The organism is Methylobacterium sp. 1973 (genome assembly GCF_040545035.1).
GTDB lineage: Bacteria > Pseudomonadota > Alphaproteobacteria > Rhizobiales > Beijerinckiaceae > Methylobacterium > Methylobacterium fujisawaense.
On record NZ_JBEPLA010000014.1, the window covers coordinates 114,964 to 134,689 of the forward strand.

General features: G+C 71.6%; 18 protein-coding genes. 6 read left to right on the top strand and 12 right to left on the bottom strand.

Annotation, left to right across the window (positions count from 1 at the left end; translation table 11 throughout):
- Nucleotides 1-72 precede the first annotated feature (72 nt).
- The gene (locus ABIC70_RS23175; protein WP_051044598.1) at nucleotides 73-339 is read left to right on the top strand and encodes a hypothetical protein; all 267 of its coding nucleotides are present in this window, start codon (nucleotides 73-75) and stop codon (nucleotides 337-339) included.
- 28 nt (nucleotides 340-367) lie between these two features.
- On the opposite strand, the gene rfbA is transcribed toward ABIC70_RS23175, so the two are convergent.
- From rfbA to rfbC, 4 genes are all read right to left on the bottom strand, one after another.
- Nucleotides 368-1,267 carry a glucose-1-phosphate thymidylyltransferase RfbA gene (rfbA, locus tag ABIC70_RS23180; protein WP_354441308.1) on the bottom strand — a complete coding sequence of 300 codons (900 nt, stop codon included), beginning with the start codon at nucleotides 1,265-1,267 and terminating at the stop codon, nucleotides 368-370.
- The gene (gene rfbD / locus ABIC70_RS23185; protein WP_354441310.1) at nucleotides 1,264-2,169 is read right to left on the bottom strand and encodes a dTDP-4-dehydrorhamnose reductase; all 906 of its coding nucleotides are present in this window, start codon (nucleotides 2,167-2,169) and stop codon (nucleotides 1,264-1,266) included. Before rfbD ends, rfbA begins: the two co-directional genes overlap by 4 nt.
- Nucleotides 2,169-3,218 (bottom strand): dTDP-glucose 4,6-dehydratase, encoded by a 1,050-nt coding sequence (rfbB, locus tag ABIC70_RS23190; RefSeq protein WP_354441312.1) that lies wholly within the window; start codon nucleotides 3,216-3,218, stop codon nucleotides 2,169-2,171. Before rfbB ends, rfbD begins: the two co-directional genes overlap by 1 nt.
- 91 nt (nucleotides 3,219-3,309) lie before the next feature.
- Nucleotides 3,310-3,861 carry a dTDP-4-dehydrorhamnose 3,5-epimerase gene (gene rfbC / locus ABIC70_RS23195; RefSeq protein ID WP_043345777.1) on the bottom strand — a complete coding sequence of 184 codons (552 nt, stop codon included), beginning with the start codon at nucleotides 3,859-3,861 and terminating at the stop codon, nucleotides 3,310-3,312.
- A gap of 175 nt (nucleotides 3,862-4,036) precedes the next feature.
- On the opposite strand from rfbC, the gene ABIC70_RS23200 reads away from it, so the two are divergent.
- Entirely contained in the window at nucleotides 4,037-4,942 is a 906-nt protein-coding gene (locus ABIC70_RS23200; protein WP_354441314.1) for a DUF6925 family protein, read from the top strand.
- Between the two features lie 8 nt (nucleotides 4,943-4,950).
- On the opposite strand, the gene ABIC70_RS23205 is transcribed toward ABIC70_RS23200, so the two are convergent.
- The 5 genes from ABIC70_RS23205 to queE all read right to left on the bottom strand — a co-directional run bounded on the left by ABIC70_RS23205 (nucleotide 4,951) and on the right by queE (nucleotide 7,801).
- Nucleotides 4,951-5,379 carry a DUF4339 domain-containing protein gene (locus ABIC70_RS23205; protein ID WP_354441316.1) on the bottom strand — a complete coding sequence of 143 codons (429 nt, stop codon included), beginning with the start codon at nucleotides 5,377-5,379 and terminating at the stop codon, nucleotides 4,951-4,953.
- A gap of 27 nt (nucleotides 5,380-5,406) precedes the next feature.
- Entirely contained in the window at nucleotides 5,407-5,679 is a 273-nt protein-coding gene (locus tag ABIC70_RS23210) for a hypothetical protein (protein ID WP_354441318.1), read from the bottom strand.
- Nucleotides 5,676-5,846 (bottom strand): hypothetical protein, encoded by a 171-nt coding sequence (locus ABIC70_RS23215; RefSeq protein ID WP_236952939.1) that lies wholly within the window; start codon nucleotides 5,844-5,846, stop codon nucleotides 5,676-5,678. Before ABIC70_RS23215 ends, ABIC70_RS23210 begins: the two co-directional genes overlap by 4 nt.
- Entirely contained in the window at nucleotides 5,843-6,958 is a 1,116-nt protein-coding gene (locus ABIC70_RS23220; protein WP_354441320.1) for a hypothetical protein, read from the bottom strand. The genes ABIC70_RS23215 and ABIC70_RS23220 overlap by 4 nt, the downstream gene beginning before the upstream one ends.
- Before the next feature lie 210 nt (nucleotides 6,959-7,168).
- Nucleotides 7,169-7,801, bottom strand: a complete 633-nt coding sequence (queE, locus tag ABIC70_RS23225; protein ID WP_043345774.1) for a 7-carboxy-7-deazaguanine synthase — start codon at nucleotides 7,799-7,801, stop codon at nucleotides 7,169-7,171.
- Between the two features lie 265 nt (nucleotides 7,802-8,066).
- On the opposite strand from queE, the gene ABIC70_RS23230 reads away from it, so the two are divergent.
- The 4 genes from ABIC70_RS23230 to ABIC70_RS23245 all read left to right on the top strand — a co-directional run bounded on the left by ABIC70_RS23230 (nucleotide 8,067) and on the right by ABIC70_RS23245 (nucleotide 12,507).
- Nucleotides 8,067-9,599, top strand: coding sequence for a D-alanyl-D-alanine carboxypeptidase family protein (locus ABIC70_RS23230; protein WP_051044599.1), 1,533 nt, complete (start codon nucleotides 8,067-8,069; stop codon nucleotides 9,597-9,599).
- Nucleotides 9,600-9,665: 66 nt separating this feature from the next.
- A complete protein-coding gene (locus ABIC70_RS23235; protein WP_354441322.1) occupies nucleotides 9,666-10,757 on the top strand; it encodes a CobW family GTP-binding protein in 1,092 nt (363 codons plus the stop codon).
- A 103-nt stretch (nucleotides 10,758-10,860) separates the two neighbouring features.
- Nucleotides 10,861-11,724, top strand: coding sequence for a hypothetical protein (locus ABIC70_RS23240; protein ID WP_043349638.1), 864 nt, complete (start codon nucleotides 10,861-10,863; stop codon nucleotides 11,722-11,724).
- A gap of 162 nt (nucleotides 11,725-11,886) precedes the next feature.
- On the top strand, nucleotides 11,887-12,507 hold the full coding sequence (locus ABIC70_RS23245; RefSeq protein ID WP_236952940.1) for an endonuclease III domain-containing protein: 621 nt from the start codon (nucleotides 11,887-11,889) through the stop codon (nucleotides 12,505-12,507).
- A gap of 3 nt (nucleotides 12,508-12,510) precedes the next feature.
- Here the strand turns inward: ABIC70_RS23245 and ABIC70_RS23250 are convergent, their stop codons facing one another.
- The 3 genes from ABIC70_RS23250 to ABIC70_RS23260 all read right to left on the bottom strand — a co-directional run bounded on the left by ABIC70_RS23250 (nucleotide 12,511) and on the right by ABIC70_RS23260 (nucleotide 19,269).
- Entirely contained in the window at nucleotides 12,511-12,828 is a 318-nt protein-coding gene (locus tag ABIC70_RS23250; protein ID WP_043349643.1) for an HPr family phosphocarrier protein, read from the bottom strand.
- Nucleotides 12,829-12,957: 129 nt separating this feature from the next.
- On the bottom strand, nucleotides 12,958-17,310 hold the full coding sequence (locus ABIC70_RS23255) for a translocation/assembly module TamB domain-containing protein (protein ID WP_354441325.1): 4,353 nt from the start codon (nucleotides 17,308-17,310) through the stop codon (nucleotides 12,958-12,960).
- Nucleotides 17,311-19,269: an autotransporter assembly complex protein TamA gene (locus tag ABIC70_RS23260; protein WP_354441327.1), complete on the bottom strand. Its 1,959-nt coding sequence runs from the start codon at nucleotides 19,267-19,269 to the stop codon at nucleotides 17,311-17,313. It abuts the gene before it with no gap.
- Between the last annotated feature and the right edge of the window lie 457 nt (nucleotides 19,270-19,726).

The following is a 19,726-nucleotide window of genomic DNA, read 5'->3' on the forward strand; positions in this document are numbered from 1 at the left end:
GTAGGGATCGGCCCGTGGGGTCGAACCGGATGGTCACACCCGCGTTATGGCCCGGCACGGAGTTCCAGACAGATGACCCGACCGCTCACCACCCTCGGCCTCGCGATCTTCCTGCCAATCCTGGCGGCCAGCGCCGCGGCGGCGCAGGCTCAGACCGGCACCGGCGGCGGTCCCGCCTCGACGGCGACCGCGCCGAACACCTCCTCTCTCGGCCGTGTGATGCCGCCGAGCCGGGGGGCCGGCGCGGCGACGCCCGACGACCGGCGCACGCTCACGCCGAACGAGGCGCAGAACGATCGGATCATGCGGGGCATCTGCATCGGATGCGCTCCGAAATAGGAGGCGCGTCCGACCGAGGGCACTCCGGCTACTTGCCGCGACGCAGCCGCAGGTCGTCCTCGCTCTCGCGGGCGAGGCGCAGCAGGTTCTGCCCGTAGGCGGTCTTGGCGAACATCTCGCCCCGGGCCACGAGCTGGTCGCGGGCGATGAAGTGCTGGAGGTAGGCGATCTCCTCCAGGCAGGCGACCTGCAGGCCCTGGCGGTGCTGCAGGGTGCGCACGAACTCGCTCGCCTCCAGCAGGCTGTCGTGGGTCCCGGTGTCGAGCCACGCATAGCCGCGCGACATGCGCTCCACGTGCAGTTGACCGCGTTGCAGGTAGGCCTCGTTGACGCTGGTGATCTCCAGCTCGCCGCGGGCCGAGGGCTTCACGTCGGCGGCGATGTCGAGCACCTGATTGTCGTAGAAGTACAGGCCGGTCACCGCCCAGGTGGATTCCGGGTTCTGCGGCTTCTCGACGATCTTGGTCGGGCGGCCCGCCTTGTCGAGGTTGACCACGCCGTAAGCCTGCGGGTTGTCGACGTGGTAGGCGAAGACGGTCGCGCCCTGCTTGCGCGCGGCGGCGCGATCCAGGAGTTCGCCCATGCCGGCGCCGAAGAACAGGTTGTCGCCGAGGATCAGCGCCACGTCGTCGTCGCCCACGAAGTCGCGCCCGATGACGAAGGCCTGGGCGAGGCCTTCCGGCCGCGGCTGCAGCGCGTAGGAGAATTTCAGCCCGAACTGCTCGCCGGTGCCGAACAGGCGCTTGTAATTGTCGAGGTGCTCCGGCGACGAGATGATCAGGATCTCGCGGATGCCGGCCAGCATCAGCACCGAGACCGGGTAGTAGATCATCGGCTTGTCGTAGACCGGCAGGAGCTGCTTGTTGATCGACAGCGTGGCCGGGTGCAGGCGCGTGCCGGATCCGCCGGCCAGAACAATGCCCTTCATGGCTTGGAAACTCCCTCTGAAACCGGCCCGACGAGCCGGTCCAGGATGTCGTCGAGCGCCGCCTGCCAGGCCCGCGGCGCGATGCCGTAAGCGGCCGTGAGGCTGTCGGTGGACAGGCGCGAATTGGCCGGCCGCCGGGCCGGTGTCGGATAGGCGGAAGTCGGGATGCCCTTGACCGGCACCGAGCGGCCGCCACGGTGGGTCGAGCCCGCCACGATCGCCTCGGCGAAGCCGCACCATGTGGTGTCGCCGGCGTTCACGCAGTGGAACGTGCCAGTGGGAGCGTCCGCATCCCCGGCCATGCGCTGCGCGATCGTCGCGAGGGCGGCGGCGAGGTCGGTGGCCGAGGTCGGGCAGCCGTGCTGGTCGTCGACGACGGTCAGGGCATCGCGCTCGGCCGCGAGCCGCAGCATCGTCTTGACGAAGTTGCCCCTGTGCGGGCTCACCACCCAGGCGGTGCGGATGATGGCGTGGCGCGGATTGCCGGTGCGCACCGCCAGCTCGCCGGCGGCCTTGCTGGCGCCGTAGACGCTCTGCGGGTCGATCGGTGCGTCGGGCGCGTAGGCCCCGTCGGGCTTCGTGCCGGCGAAGACGTAGTCGGTCGAGACGTGGACCAGCGGGATGGATCGCGACGCCGTGGCGGCCGCCAGGATCGCCGGCGCGAGCGCGTTGAGGCGCCACGCCGCGACCACATCGGACTCGGCCTTGTCGACGGCCGTGTAGGCGGCGGTGTTGATCACCGCCCGGTAGTCGCGCGCGGCGAGCGCCGCCGCGACGGCGTCCGCGTCGGTGATGTCGAGATCCGCGCGGCCCGGTGCGTGCACGCGGACGCCGTCCGGCCAGGACAGGGCCTGCAGCTCGGTGCCGACCTGGCCCGCGCCGCCGAGGACGAGGATGTCCATCAGCCGTTCAGTCCCAGGCGCTCGCCCTTGTACCGGCCCTCGCGGATCGGGCGCCACCAGCCCTCGTTGGCGAAGTACCAAGCGACGGTCTCCACCAGCGCCTGCTCGAAGGTCTTCTGCGGGCGCCAGCCGAGTTCGGCCTCGGCCTTGGTGCAGTCGATGGCGTAGCGCCGGTCATGGCCCGGGCGGTCGGCCACGAAGCTGATCAGCTGCTCGTGCGGGGCGTTCTGCGGACGCAGCCGGTCGAAGGCCGCGCACAGCGCCTTCACCACCGCGAGGTTGTTGCGCACCGCCCGGCCGCCGAGCAGGTAGGTCTCGCCGATCCGGCCGCGCTCCAGCACGGCGACGAGGCCCTTGGCGTGATCCTCCACATGGATCCAGTCGCGCTCGTTCAGGCCGTCGCCGTAGACCGGCAGCTTCTTCCCCTCCAGGGCGTTCAGGATCATCAGCGGGATCAGCTTCTCGGGGAAGTGCCGCGGCCCGTAATTGTTCGAGCAGTTGGTCACCAGCACCGGCAGGCCGTAGGTCTCGTGCCAGGCGCGGGCGAGGTGGTCGGAGGCCGCCTTCGAGGCCGAGTAGGGCGAGCGCGGATCGTAGCGGCTCTCCTCGGTGAAGAACGCGTCCGGCGGCAGCGAGCCGTAGACCTCGTCGGTGGAGACGTGGAGGAACCGGAAGCTCTTTTTGTCCGCCTCCGGCAGGGCTTCGTAATAGCCCCGCGCCCCATCCAGCATGGTCTGCGTGCCGATGACGTTGGTGCGCACGAAGGCGCCCGGATCGGTGATCGAGCGGTCGACGTGGCTCTCGGCGGCCAGATGCATCACCGCCTGCGGCTTGAAGTCGGCAAAGGCCTTCTGCACGGCGGCGCGGTCGCAGATGTCGGCCTCGACCAGGCGATGGCGCGGGTTGTCGGCGAGCGGCGCCAGCGAGACCGGGTTGGCCGCATAGGTCATCGCGTCGAGAGTGCAGACGTCGTGGCCGAGATCGTTGACGAGGTGCAGCACCAGCGCCGAGCCGATGAAGCCGCAGCCTCCGGTCACCAGGATGCGCATGGCGTGTCACCTCTTCGGATAGGTCAGAAACGGAATAGCCGGGCAGCGTAAGACTGGCCGGCGTGACGAAATTGCGGCCGGGCCGCGCGGCTCAGAAGACTTGTCCGAGATCGGCGAGGCGCGGGGCGCGGCGATCCTTGTCGGACAGGATCGCCGCCTCGCCCGAGACCGGCCACGGGATCCCGACTTCGGGATCGTTCCAGGCGAGCGCCCGGTCGTGCTCGGGGCTGTAGTATTCGTCGACCTTGTAGGCGACCATGACGTCGGGGGTCAGGGTGCAGAAGCCGTGGGCGAAGCCGTGCGGGATGTAGAGCTGATCGCCCGTCTCGGCGTCGAGGGTGACGGCGACGTATTTTCCGTAGGTCGGCGACCCGCTGCGGATGTCGACCGCGACGTCGAGGATCGCGCCCTGGAGCACGCGGATCAGCTTGGCCTGGGCCCGGGGCGCGATCTGGAAGTGTAGCCCGCGGATCGTGCCCTGCGGCGCCGAGAAGGACTGGTTGTCCTGTACGAACGGCGTCGTGATGCCGACCCGCGCCAGGGCGTCGGCCCGGAACGTCTCGGAGAACCAGCCCCGCGTATCGCCGAAGCGCTTCACCGCGATGCGCTTCACGTCCGGGATCTCGGTCTCGATGACGTCCATGCCAGCGCCCTTCTTGCGGATCCCGTCGCGAGGTCCAGCGGACGTCTCCGCATCGGTCGTTCGGGGCCGCGCGCCCGCCTTGCCGACCACAACCTCGGTGATGCCCCGCGACTTCCGGTCATTCGCCGTCCGTGTCAAGGCGTGCCCGCTGCGGTGGCGTGCGTGCGAGGAGCCGATGACGGCCGGACCGGGATCCGCGGTGGAGACCCTTCTGCGGGCCCAAATGGCCGATCCGGCCTGCACGTGGAGCCTCGGCAGCTACGGAGCCGGCGCCGTCTTCGCGCGGGACCCTGACGAGGCGGCCCGGCCCCTCGAGAATGGGGGGATCGGCATCGTCACGGCCCGGGGCGCCCTCGCCCTCGTGGTGCCGCCGGATCTCAGGCCGTTCGCCTACGAGACCGGTTTCAACGGCGGCTGGAGCCAAGCGGTCGCGCTCTGCCTCCCCGAAGCGGCCTGTGCCATGGGCGGGCGCACCGTACTGACCGAGCTGGGTCCCGATGCGGCAGCAATCCGGCCGCAGGACCGCGCCGCGTCCCTGTTCGACCTCGGCCTCGGCCTGCGCGCCGTGGATGCCTGCCTGCGGGTGGCCGATCCCGAAGGCATCCGTAGGCTTCGGGCGCTGGCGGGCCGGCCGCTCCTGGCGTCCGGCGATGCGGGAATCCTGCGGTCGCTCGCGGCGCACCCGGATCGGGTCTTCATCACGCGCTGCGGGCGCATCGAGGTCTTCGCCCCGGGGCCCGATCCGGCCGAAGCGGGGTCCGGACCGCAGAGCCACGTCCTGCCGCAGCTGCTGCGGCTCGGACGGACCCATGCGGCCACCGCGCCGATCCCGCAGGGCTGGGTGCCCTGCGGTGCGCTCCATCCGGCGCATCCGGCCCGGGACCGGCCCGGTCGGCCGATCCCGTTCGATGCCGGACGCCACGCGGCGTTCGCGCTGGTGCTCGACGCCTGGGGCGATCCCGCGCTGGTCGCCCTGCGCCGCACGATCCTGGCCGGGCAGGATCCGTCGCACGTCGATGGACGGTTCGCCCGCCTGGCGGTCCGAGCGGCGCGCGCCCAGCGGAGGGCCATGGCCGGCTGAGCGGGACGTCACAGGTCCGGCGGCGCCGGCACGAAGGGCGGCGCCAGCTCGGGATGGCCGCCGGCCGGCATCCACGCTCCCCCGAGCGGATGGATCGGCGTGTCCGCCCGCAGGGCGCCCGAACGCGCCATGCCGACGAGCGCGGAGAGCGGGAACGGCCCCGTCACCGCGTCGCGATAGAGATAGAACCGCATCGCCGTCTCCTCCGGCGGGGCCGGCGGCGTCCGATCCACCAGGCGCAGCAGGGCGTCGGTCGCGAAGGCCGCCGGATCGACGGTCGGGAGGTGGCGCTCGGCTTCGCCCCGGGCGACCCCGAAGAAGGCCGCGACCATGTCGAAGCCGGCCTGAGCGGCGGCTTCCTCGAAGTCCAGACTCCCGCGTGTGGCGAGCACGGCTCGACTCAGCGCCGAGTAGTTCAGCGAGAACAGGGCCGTCATGGCGGTGCGGTCTGGGCCCGGCGGCGCCTATTTGCGCATTTTGTGCAGGCTGCGCGGCGACGTGCGCCCGGGAACCTGACCGTCCTGGTCGAAGGTCCCGATCGCGATCGTGCCCTCCGGTACGCGGATGGCGGCCGCCAGTGCCTCGACGAAGGGCCGGAATTGCGAGCCCTCGGCGCTCAGGAACGGCTCCATCCATCCGGGATCCTGAACGAGCACGAGCTGATGGGCGGCGGCCTGGACCGGGGGCGACCAGAGGACGAGCAGCGCGAGCGCCGCGCGGGTCGGAAGCGACCTCATGCCGTCTGAAGCCGCAGCGCGTGGCAGCTGCGCCCGGACCGGGTCCAGAGGTACAGCGCGTTGTCGTGCAGGAGCGCGTCGGCGTCGCCGCGTGACGCCACCTCCAGGGTGATCGGAAGGCGGTGAAGGCCAACCCCGTGGGCGTGGTGCAGGACGTGGCCGATCACCGGTTCGCGGAGAGCGGCGCCCTTGAGGAATGCGGCGCGCGGAGCGTCGATGTCCAGGGCGAGGAGCACGGTATCGCGGGGCAAGGCCAGCAGCGGAACGAGGAGAGCGCCCGCATGCGCTCCGAGCGTGAGCGTCTCGGCCGGCGGCTGCCAGGGCAGGTCGAAGCGGTCCGCGCCCCAGTAGGCACGGGTCCGGCGGCGAGGCGCGGCCCGTCCAGGGGGCGGAGCGTCCGGTCCGGCGTCACTGCGGCGAGGTGGCAGCGACCCTCCAGGATGCCGAGCTGGTGGTGCTGGTCGGCCCGGTCGCGCCACGGCGCCTGCGCGGTGATCGGCGCGAAGCCGTCCGGCCAAGCGACGAAAGCCGCGCCTGCGCCGCCCGCCCGGAACGCGACGAACCCGTCGGGTCCAGTCCAGAACATGTCGCCCAGGCGGTTTGTCCAGGGACCTGAGAACCGGCTTCCGGACGCGGATCTGTCGAGGTCCAGCAGGGCGAGGGCATCCGAGCCGACCGTGCCGCGGCACAGGATGAGCCGCCCGTCCCGTTCGGCCAGGGCGAGGAGGTCGATCCCGTCCCAGCCCGGAGCGGAGAGAAAGCGCAGGCGCGGCAGGCCCGCTTCGCCGGAGGCGAGGCGGAGACCGAGTTGCGGAAGTCCTGCCGAGACCAGCGCGTCGGCGGTGGTGTAGGCGATCCCCGCGGGAGACGCCGTCGGCGTGGTTCGCGGTGCAGCGGCGGGCAGACGGCCTGGCGGCAGGAACGTCCGGCCGTCCCAGGTGTCCAAGGCGCCCAGGTTTTCCTGAAACAGGTGGAGCGCGGCCGGGCGCCCGGCCCGGAGCAGCACCGGCACGCCGCTCGGCAGGGGAAGCTCGGTCAAGCTGCCGCGGTCGATCTCGAGCGTGGCCGGCTCCTCGGCGGTTGCGGGGTTGCGCAGGATCTCGCCGGTTGCCGGTGCGTGGGTGAAACGCGCTGGATAGGGGCGGGCTTGGGTGTCCCGCCGGATGCCGAGCTGGGCAATCCGCGCGTCATCGGCGGCGATGCGGATTTCGTTTATCTCGGCCGCCACCGGTACCCCGCCCCGGAAATGCCAGAGCTGACGGCCAGACAGGTTCGTCACATGCGGATCGGGATCGACCGGCCAGATCCCGTGGCATTCGGAAGCGTGCGCATTCCGCGCTGGCGCGGAGATGATCCGCGGCTGTGAGAAAGATCCATCGGCGCTCAACGGCCCTGTTCCGCAGATGAAACACAGAGCTGATCGTTTCCGATTCTCCGCGCGATGGGAAGAGCACTGTCGAGCGGCGTCCCCCGTCTTGCGCTGATCTTGTCAGGGAATGCCAATGATCTTGTGGGTTTGCAGCGACAGCCGCCAGCGGGCATCGCGGCGGCAATAGGCGATCGCCGCCTCCGTGCTGGCGGCGCGGTCCGGCCCGTCCATGGGCTGGAGGAAGCGGTGCTGGAATGCGAGCCCGACGAAAGCCGCCGGATCGGCGTCCGCCTGCGGATAGACGAGCTTCAGTTCATGGCCGGAGGTCTGCGCCAGGGCGTTGCTTCCCTTGGGGCTGACGCAGATCCAGTCGATACCGGGCGGCGCGGGCAAAGTCCCATTGGTTTCGATCGCGATCTCGAACCCGGCCGCGTGGACGGCCTCGATCAGGGGCGTGTCGAGCTGGAGCAGCGGCTCGCCGCCGGTGAAGACGACGTAGCGGTTCTCGGCGCCTCCCGCCCAGGTGGCGGCGATCGCGTCGGCGAGCGCCGCCGCATCCGTGAAGCGGCCGCCGCCCTCCCCGTCCATCCCGATGAAATCCGTGTCGCAGAATCGGCAGGCCGCTGACGCGCGGTCGGCTTCGCGACCGGACCACAGGTTGCAGCCGGCGAAGCGGCAGAACACGGCGGCGCGGCCGGCCTGGGCGCCCTCACCCTGAAGTGTGTGGAAAATCTCCTTGACCGCGTAAGCCACAACTGTCCCAGTCACGTCCGCGCGCGGTCCGCTCCGCGTTCTGACTGCACATAAGCCGTGCCTGGCCGGTGGGCCACCGACAACCGCGCCGAGCAGACGCGCGGTGCGATCTCGCCTTGCTCTTGCCATGGTGGACTCGTTCATGCCGAGATGCAGTCCGGCGACCGCTTTCGGCCGGCCGGGTTGCGCCGCTCTCCGGCTGGCCGGCCGGAAAACCGACGCCCCGCGGCGTCGACCAGGCGATCCTCTGATGAGTCGGGCTCGAATGTCCTCTTCTCTCTACCGACGCGTCACCGTCGGGTTTGCGGCGCTGACGGGTCTGCTCGGGGCGGGCCTGATCGGGATCGGCGCCGCGAATGCCGTGACGGTGCCGATCCTCGTGGCGGACGTGGATTCCGGCAAGGTGATCTACGCGCAGGCGCCGACCGATCCCTGGTATCCGGCCTCGATCACCAAGCTGATGACCACCTACGTCGCCCTGGATCTCGTGCGGCAGGGCAAGGTCTCGCTCGACTCGATGATCACCATCTCGGCCGCCGCCGCCGCCGAGCCGCCCTCGAAGATGGGCTTCAAGCCGGGGACACAGCTCACCCTCGACAACGCCCTGAAGATCATCATGGTCAAGTCGGCGAACGACGTCGCCTACGCGATCGGCGAGTCGCTCGGCGGCACCGTCGACAACTTCGCCGCACTGATGAACGAGACCGCGCAGCGGATCGGCATGCATGACAGCCGCTGGTACAATCCCAACGGCTTGCCCGATCCGCGGCAATGGACCTCCGCCCGCGACATGGCGGTTCTCGCCCGGTCTCTGATCCGCGATTTCCCGGATTCCCACGACCTGTTCTCGATCTCGGCGATCCAGTTCGGCCGCGCCGTGATGGCGAACCACAACGGGCTGCTCGGACGCTATCCCGGCACGGATGGCATGAAGACCGGCTTCATCTGCTCGGGCGGCTTCAACGTGGTGGCGACCGCCACGCGCAACGGTCGGCGGATCGTCACCATCGTGATGGGGCAGCCGAGCCCGCGCGAGCGCGACGTGAAGGCCGCCGACCTGTTCGACTACGCCTTCGGCCAGAGCGCCGGCTGGACGAGCCCGACCCTCGACGCGCTCCCGGCCTCGGCCTTGTCCGCGCCGCCGGACATGCGCCCCTTCATCTGCGGCGGCAAGAAGCCGCCGGCCATCGAGGACGGGGCCGGCGCACTGAGCGCTCCCGGTTCCGCCGCGCAGCTGATCGGTGGCTCGGCGGCGAATTCGCCGGCGCTGGCGCTGGCCGCCTTCTCCAATCCTGCCCTGCGGGCCCGCTCCCTGCCGCCGCGGGCGCCGCTTCAGCCGATCGCCGTCTGGATCGGCCGCAACCCGGCGGAAGGCCAGAACATCCTCGACGCGCAGGAGGCCGAGCAGAAGGCCGCCGCCGCCAACACCCGCGCCGCCAAGCTCGAGGCCGCCAAGGCCAAGCGCGCGGCGGCCCTTGAGGCAGCCAAGCAGGCCCAGGCGGCCCGGCTCGAACGCGCCCAGGCCGCGAAGGCCGCCGCCAAGACGGCCCCGAAGGTCGCCGCGAAGCCGGGTCACGGCGTGCCGCGGAACGCGAGCGCCTACACGGCCGACGAGACGCCCGGGATGCCCGAGGCCAAGCCCGGCAAGGGCCTGACCAAGTCCGCGCCGAAGGCCGCCGCCCACAGGTCCGGGTCGACCAAGGGCGAGACCAAGCCCGATGCCAAGCCCGATGCCAAGGCGGCGGCCAAGGCGCCGGCCAGGAAGCCGGCCGCCAAGAAGGCCGCGGCGGACGAGTAGGCCATCGCGGGTGTCCGGCGTGGCGCCGCGTTGCCGCGGAGCCCGACGCACCCCACTTCGCCGCCTATGTCAGACACCATCGTGCCCGCTCCGGACCCGCGTCGCCCGGAGCCCATCCCGCTGACCGTGCTCACCGGCTTCCTCGGCGCCGGAAAGACCACCCTGCTGAACCGGCTGCTGCGCGATCCCGCGCTCGCCGACACGGTGGTGATCGTCAACGAGTTCGGCGAGATCGGCCTGGATCACCTGCTCATCGAGACCGTCGACGAGGACATGATCCTTCTCGGCGCCGGCTGCCTGTGCTGCACGGTGCGGGGCGACCTGATCGCCACCCTCGAGGATCTGCTGCGCAAGCGCGACAACGGCCGGATACGGCCGTTCCGGCGCGTGGTGATCGAGACGACGGGCCTCGCCGATCCGGCACCGATCCTCCACGCCTTGATCTACCATCCCTATCTGGTGCTCCGATACCGCCTCCAGGCCGTGGTGACCCTGGTGGATGCGCTGACCGGCGCCGAGACCCTCGACGCCCATCCGGAGGCCCTGCGGCAGGCCGCGGTCGCCGATCGGATCGTGCTGACCAAGACCGATCTCGCGGGCGACCTGTCGGGCATCCGCGCACGCTTGGCGGCGCTCAACCCGGCCGCCCCGATCGTCGCGCCGGACGCCCCCGCGGAGGCGCTCCTCGGGGGTCTGTTCGGTCTCGACGGCAAGGCGGCCGACGTGCGTGCCTGGCTCGGCGACGCGGCGCTGGGGCAGGATCGCCACCACGCCGACGTGAACCGCCACGACGCCGCGATCCAGGCGATCTGCCTGACCAGCCCGGCGCCCGTGCCGCGCCCCGCCTTCGAGATGTTCATGGACCTCCTGCGCTCCGGCCACGGTCCGAAGCTGCTGCGGCTCAAGGGCATCGTCGCCCTCGCCGACGATCCCGAGCGCCCGCTCGTCGTCCACGGCGTCCAGCACGTGTTCCACGCGCCGATCACGCTGCCGGCTTGGCCTGATCCAGACCACACCTCGCGGCTCGTGCTGATCCTGCGCGATCTCGATCCCGCCTTCGTGCGCCAGCTCTGGGACGCCTTCCTGGGCCGTCCCCGGATCGACGCGCCGGACGCCGCGGCGCTCACCAACAACCCCCTGGCGATCCCCGGCCCCTGACGCCGGCGGGCGGCACCATCCTTGAAGCCATCGAGCCGAATGGCGCCCCTGAGGCGCCGGATCGTCCCGGATCGGGACGGATCGTCGACAGGCAGGACACGCGATGGTGCGACGCTTCACCGTGATACAGGGCGGCCTGTCCGAGCGGGCGGACGACACGGCAATTCCGGATGCCGGAGCCGGTCCGCAGGCCGAGACGTGGCGGGTCGATCTCCAGCGGCCCGGTGCCGTGGATGCGGCGGCGGTCGCCGCCTGGCGGGCCATGCTGGTGCGCAATGCCGTCAGCGATCCGCTGCGCGACCCGGATCATCTCCTGCCGCTGGCCCAGCATCGTCCGGCGGCGCGTTCCGTCGCCGTCGCCCTGGCCTGGAGCCGGGATGCGCGCGACGGCCGCGAGACGCTGCGCGGGGTCGTCCCGCTGGCGATGCCCCATTCGGTCTGGGGCGGCCGGGCCCGGCCCTGGCAGCCCGCGGAGCCTGACGCCGCAGCCCTGGTGGAGCACGCAGCCGCCGAGGCCGTGGACCGGGCCTTGCGGGAACGGCTCGGGGCGCTGCGCCGCCCGCTCCGCCTGGTCGGTGAGTCCGCGCCCGTGCAGGATCCGGGACCGCCGCGTCCCATCCTGGCGGCGAGCCGTCCGGCGCGACCGCGTTCGGTTCCGGCCGGGAACCTGATCGGCATCCGCCCGGCAGGCTGGGAGCCCGCGGAGTCCGAGATGCTGGCCGTGACCGAACCAGCCGCCGTCCGCGATGCGGTCGAGACCTTCCTCGCCCTCGACGCCCGGACGGCTGCGCGGCCGATCATCGCCGACCCGGCCGAGGCATCGCTGGTCCGGGTGGTCACCCGGCTGTTCGCCCGTCGCGGCGCGCTGCAGGTCGAGTTCCGGCGCCGGGCCGGCGCAGTCGTGTCCGGAACGCTCCACCTCTGCGCCGGCTCCAATGCGGTACCCTGGCGGCGGGCCCGGGCCTGAGCGGTCAATCCGCCGCGCGCAGGAAGCCTGTCGCGGGAGGCGTCCGAACCCTAGCTGGCGCCCATGACCCGCGACCTGACCCATGGCATTCGATCCGCTCCGCGCCGGAAGGCCGCCGCGGGACCGGCGTCTGAAGCCGGTCAGGCGGGAGACGCCGCCACGGTGGCCGCGGTCCTCGCGCGTCTCGCGGACAGGGATCCGGATCCGAAGGCCGGATTCGACCGCACCGACCCGTTCCGCCTGCTCGTGACCGTGCTGCTCTCGGCCCAGTCCACCGGACCGACCGTTTCGCGGGTCGCAGAGGCATTGTTCGCCGAGGTCCGCGACCCCGCCGGCATGGTGGCGCTCGGGGAAGCCCGGATCGTCGAGATCATCCGGCCGGTCGGGCTCGGGCCATCCAAGGCGCGCAACATCGTCAAGCTGTCGGCGGCCTTGGTGGCGGATTACGGCGGCGGCGTCCCGCGCAGCGCCGCGGAGATGCGCCGCCTCCCGGGGATCGGCCGCAAGAGCGCGGAGGTGACGGCGAACTTCGCCTTCCACGAGCCGGTGATCGCGGTCGACACCCATGTCTTCCGGGTTTCGAACCGGATCCCTCTGGCCCCGGGCCCGACGGTCGACGCGGTGGCCGACGGCCTCGCCCGGAGCGTGCCGGAGGGCTTCAAGGACAATGCCCATGTCTGGCTGTTCCGACACGGGCGCGACATCTGCACCGCCCGGAAGCCTGCCTGCCCCCGATGCCCCGTCTCCGACCTGTGCGCCTGGCCGGGCCGATCGACGGCCTAGCCGCTACTCGTCTTCGCCGAAGCGGTTGGCGAGCAGGGCCTCGATGGCGTCGAGACAGTCTTCCGCATCCGGGCCCACGGCCGTGACGGCGATGCGTGTGCCCATGGCGGCCCCCAGCGTCAGCAAGCCCATGATGGAGCGTCCGCCCACGGTCTCGCCCGCCCGGGTCACCGTCACGGCGGCGTCGTAGCGTTCAACGGTCTGGACGAACTTCGCGGATGCGCGGGCATGGAGGCCCCGCCTGTTGATGATCGGGAGCTTGCGGAGAAGGCCGCCCTCCGGAACCGGCGGATCGTCATCCGTCTCGAAAAGCTCGTCCATCGTCCGTCGTGTTTCCCGCCCGATCGGCGGCCCTGGCGGCCGCCTGTGCCGAACCTAAACCATTGACCGGGCGTGTCGATCCCGCAGCCTTGCTGAGGACGCGCAAGCCGGTCCTGTGGATCGTGCCGGCTACCACTCGTACTCGGCGCCGACGCCGAGGCTGGTGCGGCCGTCGCTCCCGGCCTCGCCCTTCAGCTTGATCCGGCGGGTGACGTCGAAATCGACGCCGACGGCCGTGTCGGCAGGCTTCGCCCCGGCCTTCACGCCGACGCTGACCCGATCCGAGATGTAGCGCGAGGCGCCGATCGCCGGCCCGCCGCTCGCGCCGGTGGAAACGTCGAGGCTGTCGAGGCCGAGGCTCTTGCGGGCCTGCTCGAACATGTCGGGCCCCGCGGCGCCCCCGGAGAGCTGGGCGACCGCCTGGGCGAGCTGCAGGGCCTGGAACGGCGACAGGCCGGCCGACGCCTTCTTGAACAGGATCCGCGACAGGATCTCGTCCTGCGGCAGGGCTGGATCCGAGGTCAGGGAGAATTGCGGTGCGTCCGCGAAGCCGGAGACCGCGATGCGGGCGGTCACGTCGGTGGCCTTGGTCTCGGCGACGAAGTCGAGTTCCGGCGTGGTCAGGCTGCCCGCGAAGGTCAGCCGCCCGCGGCTGAAATCCAGGCGCTGGCCGACAAGTTCGAACTGACCGCGCCGCAGCGAGAAGGCGCCGTTCGCGTTGGGCGACGCGGAGGTTCCGGTGACACGCAGCGCACCGCCGAGTTCCGCGTCGATGCCCCGCCCGCGCACGAAGATGCGGCTCGGCGCATCGATCGTCACGTCGAGAGTGGCGTCGAACGGCACGGCCGGCTTTCCGGACCGCCGCCCGGGACGTGCCGCGGCCTTCCTCTCCGCCCGCTGCGCCAGGCGCGCGCGCAGCTCCGGCGGCGTGTTGACGTGGCGGACCCCCGGCAGCGGCCGGATGGTGGCCGGGAGCCGATCCGGGACCGCGACATCGATCGACACGACATCCACGCGACCGGCGATCCGCGGTGTCCGCGCCAGCGGACCCGCAAGCGTGACGTCGACGCTCGACACGGCCGTCATCAAGGGGCTCGACACGAGTTCGGCCTTGTCGGCAACGACATGGAAACTGCCCGGGAAGTCGGGCGCGAGGGAGACGCGGCCGGTGACCGAGACCCGGCCGCCGTTGCGGGCGCTCGCGGTCAGGCGCTCGACCACCACGCTGTCGCCGCGACCGGTGACGCGCCCCTCGATCCCGGTGAAGCGGAGGCCGTTCAGCGGATCGGTGAAGCTGCCGCCGGTCAGCACCGCCGCACCCTGCGCCCGCGGCGCCGCCAGCGTACCGGTGACGCCGCCGTCGATGGCAACCTTGCCGGTGACGCTCTGGCCGCCGACGCTGAGCAGGGAATTGGCGAGGGATGCGTCCAGGGTCCCGCGTGCGCGCAGGTCCAACGGCCCCCCTGCCTCCACGGGCAGCGATCCCGAGACCGTCAAGGCGACGCCGCGCCCTGCCGTCACTCGACCGTCCAGGCTCGCCTGCCCATCCGACAGGGTGCCCTTGGCGGTGGCGTCGATCGCCGGAAGTCCGGCCTGCCGCGTCTGCGGGGCGACGAGCTTCGCGACGCTGATCGCGTAGCGTCCCTCGGGGCGCGTGACAGGCCCGTGGAGATCGGCTTCGCCGTCCAGGGTCCCCGAAAGGGCGAGGCTCGGCGCGGCGATCCGGGCGAGCGACAGGGGTAGCGACCGGATCGCCACCCGCAGGTCGAGAGCCTGCCCGACACGGCCCGCGGCCGTGATGCGACCCGCGCCCGCCGCGATGGACAGGCCGTCGATCACGGCGCCACCGTCCCGAAGCGTGATCGCCGCCGGCCCGGTGAGGGCGAAGCGATCGCCGCCCCGGGCGGCCGACAGACGCTGGATCTCGATCCGCGTGTCCCCGGCCGGAACGACCCGCGCGGCGCCATCGAGATTGAAGCCGCGCGACCGGGCGGTCAGGGTCACGTCGCTGAAGGCGGGGCTGCCGTTGGCGAGGAGCCGGATCGTGTCGACCTGCTGGCCGGCGGCCAGAAGCCGGTCGGCTTCGAGCCGTCCTTCGAGAACGGGATGCGCGCGCAGGTCGCGGCCCGAGAGATCCGCATCGAGACGCGCGAGGCTGGTCTCCCCGTATCGGAGCGCCGCCCCGGTGGCGCGGATGGCCGCATCCTGGCGGCCGCCGTCGCGGGCGAGGGTCAGCGCGGCGTCGAGTCGGCCCGTGACCGGCTCCGGGACCAGGGGCGCGATGTCCGTCAGATCGCCGGCCCGCACGGTGAGCGCGCCGGCCGACAGCCACGTGTCGGCCGCGACCATGGCGTGGCCCGCGACGGCGACAGAGCCGAGATCGAGACCGAGCCGGTCGAGGACCCAATCGCCGCCGACGCGCGCGAGGTGAGCACCGCCCGTGAGCGCCTTGCCGGCGACATCGCCGCTGAGTCGGACCGTTCCGTCCGGGGCGAGGAGCGCGTCCCGCAGGACCGCCTCGGCGCGCAGGTCCCGGATCGGCTTTCCCGCCGCGGTGGCGGACGGCGCCGTCAGAGCCGCGGTCACATCCGGATGTTCCAGGGATCCGGTCAGGCGCGCATCGATGCTGGCCTTGCCGGTGAGGCGTCCGTCGAGATCCCCGAGGCTCCTGAGATCGAGCCGCCCGGTGACATCCGCCCGGGACGCCGTCGCCTCGCCTTGCAGGGTCGCGGCGACGCCGGCCCCCTCCAGGCGCAGATGGTCGAAGCCGTAGCCGTCGAAGGTCTGGGAGACGCGCCCCTGAAGGGTCGGTGCGCGGCCGAGGGTGCGGTCGGCGGCCTGGATCCCGGTGACGAGGCCGCTCGTGGTCACGGTGAGGTCGGCCGCGATGGCCTTGCGCGCCGGATCGCCGCTCAGCCGCGCCTTGGCGTCGAGGCTGCCCGCAAGGCCCTGGCCCGCGAGACCCGAGAACACCGAGAGGTCCGGCAGGGCCGCGTCTACGGTGCCCGTCAGGGTGTTCTGGCCGACGCGACCGACATAGGCCGCCCGCGCCGTGTCGGAGTCGAGCCGGAGCGCCGCGATATCGATCACGCCGTCGGCGCCGGCCGAGGCGCGGAGCGTCACGTTGGCCCGGCTGCCGATCGCCCGGTGCAGGGCCGGGTCGGCGAGCTTCAATCCCTCGACCCGGCCGTCCGCCGTGATGGCGAAACGCTGCGCCGATGGGTCGCCCTGCGGGTCGATCCCGAGGCTGGCCTCGATCCGGTCCAGGCTGGAATCGCGGCTGCGCAGGGCAGCCGCGTCGAGGCGGCCCCGGACCGTCGGTGCCGCGAGCGGTCCCTTCAGGCTGCCGTCGAAGACGAGCTTGCCGATCTCGGCCTCGCCGGCCCGGGTGACGTCGCCCTCCGTGGGCAGGGCGCGGGCCTGGAGCGTCAGGTCGGCGACCCGGTCGCGGGTCAGGCTGCCGCCAGCGGCCAGACGCGCCGTGCGGGAGGTCAGTTCCAGCCGGTCGATCCGGAAGGCGCCGCTATCCGCGAAGGCGATGCCGCCGTCGAGCTTGGTGGTGCCGGCGAAGATCGCGGCCGCCGGGCCCGGCATCAGGCCCTCGATCCGTGCCGCGAGATCCAGGGCGAGGCGCCGCTCGGCCCCGATCCGGGAGATCTTCGCACCGCCCTTGGCACCGATGTCGGGTCCGGCCGTGAAGTCGAGCTTGGCCCCCCAGGCGTCCAACGTCCCGGTTCCATCGAGTTCGAAGTCGATTGGCGGCGTGCCGGGCAGGTTGGCCGCCTTCGAGAGCAGGCCGCCCGCCGGCTCCACGAGGTTCGCCTTCAGCTCGAGCCGCTCGCCGTTCGGCACGAACAGCAGCGACAGCAGGAAGCGGCCCGGCGCGTCGAGGCGCAGGGCCCTGGCCTGGAGGTCGAGCCCTTCGCTGGCGGCGCCGAGCTTCGCCCGGCCCTCCGCGGACAGCCGCGCCGGCTGCCCGGCCACCGCCTCGCCCAGCGTCAGCTCGGCCAGCTTGAAACCCTTGATCTCGACCTTGACGGGCAGGTCCGGGAGCAGCCGGCCATCGGGCTTCGCTTCGGGCGGCGGTGGACCGGGGATCGGTCGCCGCAGCACGTCGAGATGCCCGATCTCGAGGCTGTCGACCTCCAGGCGTCCCGACAGAAGGGCGAGCCGGCGCCAGACGATGCGGGCCCGGTCGAGTTTCAGCCAGACGCCGTCGCGGTCGCTGATCGCCACGTCCCGGATGGTGGCGTCGGAGGACAGGGCGCCGTCGATGGCGCCGATCGCCACCCGGGACGAGGGCGTCGAGAGCGCCCGCGACAGGAGTCCGCCGAGCACGGACTTGTCCCCCTCTTCGGCGGAGGTCAGCGTGACGGCCCAGGGCAGCGCCAGAATCAGGCAGACCAGGACGAGGCCAAGCCACCGGCCGCCGCCGCGGTTCGGCGTGGCGCGGCGTCGCGTGAGTCCGGTCCGAAGAGCCATTCAGAACGCCTGTCCCAGGCTGAGATACAGGACGGCCGGCCGCACGTGCCCGCCCTTGTAGGGATCGAGCGGGAAGGCGAGATCCGCGCGGATCGGGCCGATACCGGTGTAGTAGCGCAGGCCGATGCCCACGGATTTGCGGATCTTCTCATCGAAATCCGGCGTCGCCGAGGCGAAGGCGGTGCCCGCGTCGAAGAACGGCACCACGCCGATCGTGTCCGTGACCTTGATGCGCGCCTCGAGGGAAGCCTCGAGCAGGCTGCGGCCGCCGATCGGAAGGTTGTAGGGGCCGATTGGTCCGAGGGTCCGATACGGATAGCCGCGCACGGAGCCGCCTCCGCCGGCGAAGAACCGGAAATTGTCCGGGATTTCTCCCAGCGGCGCCCCGGAGACCGAGCCGAAGCCGATGCGGCCGGCCAGGATCATGCGGGCTTCGTCGTCCAGGGCGTAGTAGGTCGAGCCCTGCGCCTTGGCCACGACGATGCCGGGCGACGAGATCGCGCCGGGATAGACCGCCAGCGACGCGATCGCCCGAATGCCCCGCGTCGGGTCGAGGAGGCTGTCGGTGGAATCGTAGGTCACCGAGGCGGGGACGCCGATCAGCCGGTAATTGACGGTGCCGAGGGCATCCTTCGACCGGCCCGCCTGGGCGTCGAGCCCGATCTGCGCCGAGAACGTGTCCGAGAAGCGGTGGCGGATCGCCCCAGAGACACCGCCGCCATCCACGAGATAGCTCTGCTGCACCTCACGCGTGATGAAGGCGTTGGCCAGCAGATCGTTGCGTGTGCCCCACAGGGCCGGCTGGACGTAGGTCGCCGAGAGCCGTCCGCCGAGGCCGTTCGTGCCGATTCCCGCAACCTTGCGCTGATTGGCGAAGGGGTCGTTGCCGAGGCCCAGATAGTAGATGTCGGCGTCCACCCGGAAGGACTCGCCGCCACCGAACAGGTTGCGATTGGCGTAGTAGGCCCGCACGCCCGGCCCGTCGACGGTGGAATAGCGTGCCGAGACACCCACGAGGTTGCGCTCGCGTTCGGTGACCTCGACGAACAGCGGCAGGTTTCCGTCGGCGTCGAGCGCCGTGCCCTCGCGGACGCGTACGCCGCCGATGCCCTCGATCCGCGCCAACGACCGGCGGATCGCCGCCACCGCCTGGGGCGAATACGGGTCGCCCGGTTCGGCATAGATGAAGGAGCGGATGGTCGCCGGGTCGATCCCCGGTGCGCCGCTCACCGCGACCGGACCGAGACCTGCGACCGGGCCCGGCGCCACCGTGAAGGTCACGTCCATGACGTGGGCGGAATCGTCCACCACGGGGTCGCGATCGACGACTTTGGCGAAGGGATGGCCCTGCGCGCGGAACTGGTCGACGATCTGCGCTTCCCGGGCGAGCACGGTGACCGAGCGGGCCGGAACATCCTCGTCCACGCGGGTGATCCGCGCGGGCAGGACGGATTCCGGAAACGGGTTGCCCGCCGGATCGCGCACGGCGATCCGGCGGAGATGGTAGAGGGGGCCGAGATCGACCGCGATCCGGACCGGGACGAGGCCGCGGTTGCGCCATGCCTCCGCGGCGGCGACCGCGACCGGTGCCTGCTCCGCCACTGGCGCGCCGTCGATCCGGATCGTGACGGTTCCCTGATAATAGCCGTAGCCCGACAGCACGTCGGCGAGCTTGGCGCGGTCGGCCTCTGCCCGACGCAGCAATCCCTCACCGTCGGGCGGTGGGTCCTGCCTCAGGCGATGGAGGGTGGACGTGTCCTGCAAAGCCCGGAGCACGTCGGAATCGTCGGTCCCGGTGATCCGCAGCGTGTATGGCAGCGCGGTCGGACTCGGCGGCGGCGGTTCGGGCTCGCTGGCGAACAGACCGAACAGGTCGAAGGCGCGTGCGGGTTGAGCGCCCGCAGCGACCAGCAGGGCGAGGGCCAGGGCAGCCAGCCTCGGCGGCGATGCGCGACGCATCCCCGGACGGACCGCACGATGAATGGGAGCGGAGACGCGCAAACCGCGGTCTTCAGCTCCGATCGAGGTCGGCCGTGCCGCCCGCCTGTGAGATCATTGCCGCTCCCCCCTTACGCCGTGTCACGACGTACCCCGCCTCATCTTAAGGCCAGGTGCCTTCCAGGCCAACACCGCTACGGTCGCTGTTCAGAGGCCGCGCTCGGAAACCGGGACTGTCCCCTCTCGGCGAGGCTTTCCGAGATGGGGACCAGAGAAGCGGGTCGGATCCGGCGGTTAGATGTCCGGCCTCCCCTCCCCTGCCGGAAAGCGGTGACCTGCGCGGCGTGCATCCGCATGATGACCGAAAGGGGCTGATCGACGGCGCCGAACGAAAAAACCCGCCGCGCTTTTGGGCGCGGCGGGTTTGTGTGTTTGGTTGCGGGGACAGGATTTGAACCTGTGACCTTCAGGTTATGAG

Coding starts and splice junctions, on each gene's coding strand:
- ABIC70_RS23250 (WP_043349643.1), bottom strand. CDS start 12,828: ATGGACGAGCTTTTCGAGACGGATGACGATCCGCCGGTTCCGGAGGGC.
- rfbC (WP_043345777.1), bottom strand. CDS start 3,861: ATGGACGTCATCGAGACCGAGATCCCGGACGTGAAGCGCATCGCGGTG.
- ABIC70_RS23205 (WP_354441316.1), bottom strand. CDS start 5,379: ATGACGGCCCTGTTCTCGCTGAACTACTCGGCGCTGAGTCGAGCCGTG.
- ABIC70_RS23240 (WP_043349638.1), top strand. CDS start 10,861: ATGGTGCGACGCTTCACCGTGATACAGGGCGGCCTGTCCGAGCGGGCG.
- rfbD (WP_354441310.1), bottom strand. CDS start 2,169: ATGGACATCCTCGTCCTCGGCGGCGCGGGCCAGGTCGGCACCGAGCTG.
- ABIC70_RS23175 (WP_051044598.1), top strand. CDS start 73: ATGACCCGACCGCTCACCACCCTCGGCCTCGCGATCTTCCTGCCAATC.
- ABIC70_RS23230 (WP_051044599.1), top strand. CDS start 8,067: ATGTCCTCTTCTCTCTACCGACGCGTCACCGTCGGGTTTGCGGCGCTG.
- ABIC70_RS23210 (WP_354441318.1), bottom strand. CDS start 5,679: ATGAGGTCGCTTCCGACCCGCGCGGCGCTCGCGCTGCTCGTCCTCTGG.
- rfbB (WP_354441312.1), bottom strand. CDS start 3,218: ATGCGCATCCTGGTGACCGGAGGCTGCGGCTTCATCGGCTCGGCGCTG.
- rfbA (WP_354441308.1), bottom strand. CDS start 1,267: ATGAAGGGCATTGTTCTGGCCGGCGGATCCGGCACGCGCCTGCACCCG.
- ABIC70_RS23260 (WP_354441327.1), bottom strand. CDS start 19,269: ATGCGTCGCGCATCGCCGCCGAGGCTGGCTGCCCTGGCCCTCGCCCTG.
- ABIC70_RS23255 (WP_354441325.1), bottom strand. CDS start 17,310: ATGGCTCTTCGGACCGGACTCACGCGACGCCGCGCCACGCCGAACCGC.
- ABIC70_RS23235 (WP_354441322.1), top strand. CDS start 9,666: ATGTCAGACACCATCGTGCCCGCTCCGGACCCGCGTCGCCCGGAGCCC.
- ABIC70_RS23200 (WP_354441314.1), top strand. CDS start 4,037: ATGACGGCCGGACCGGGATCCGCGGTGGAGACCCTTCTGCGGGCCCAA.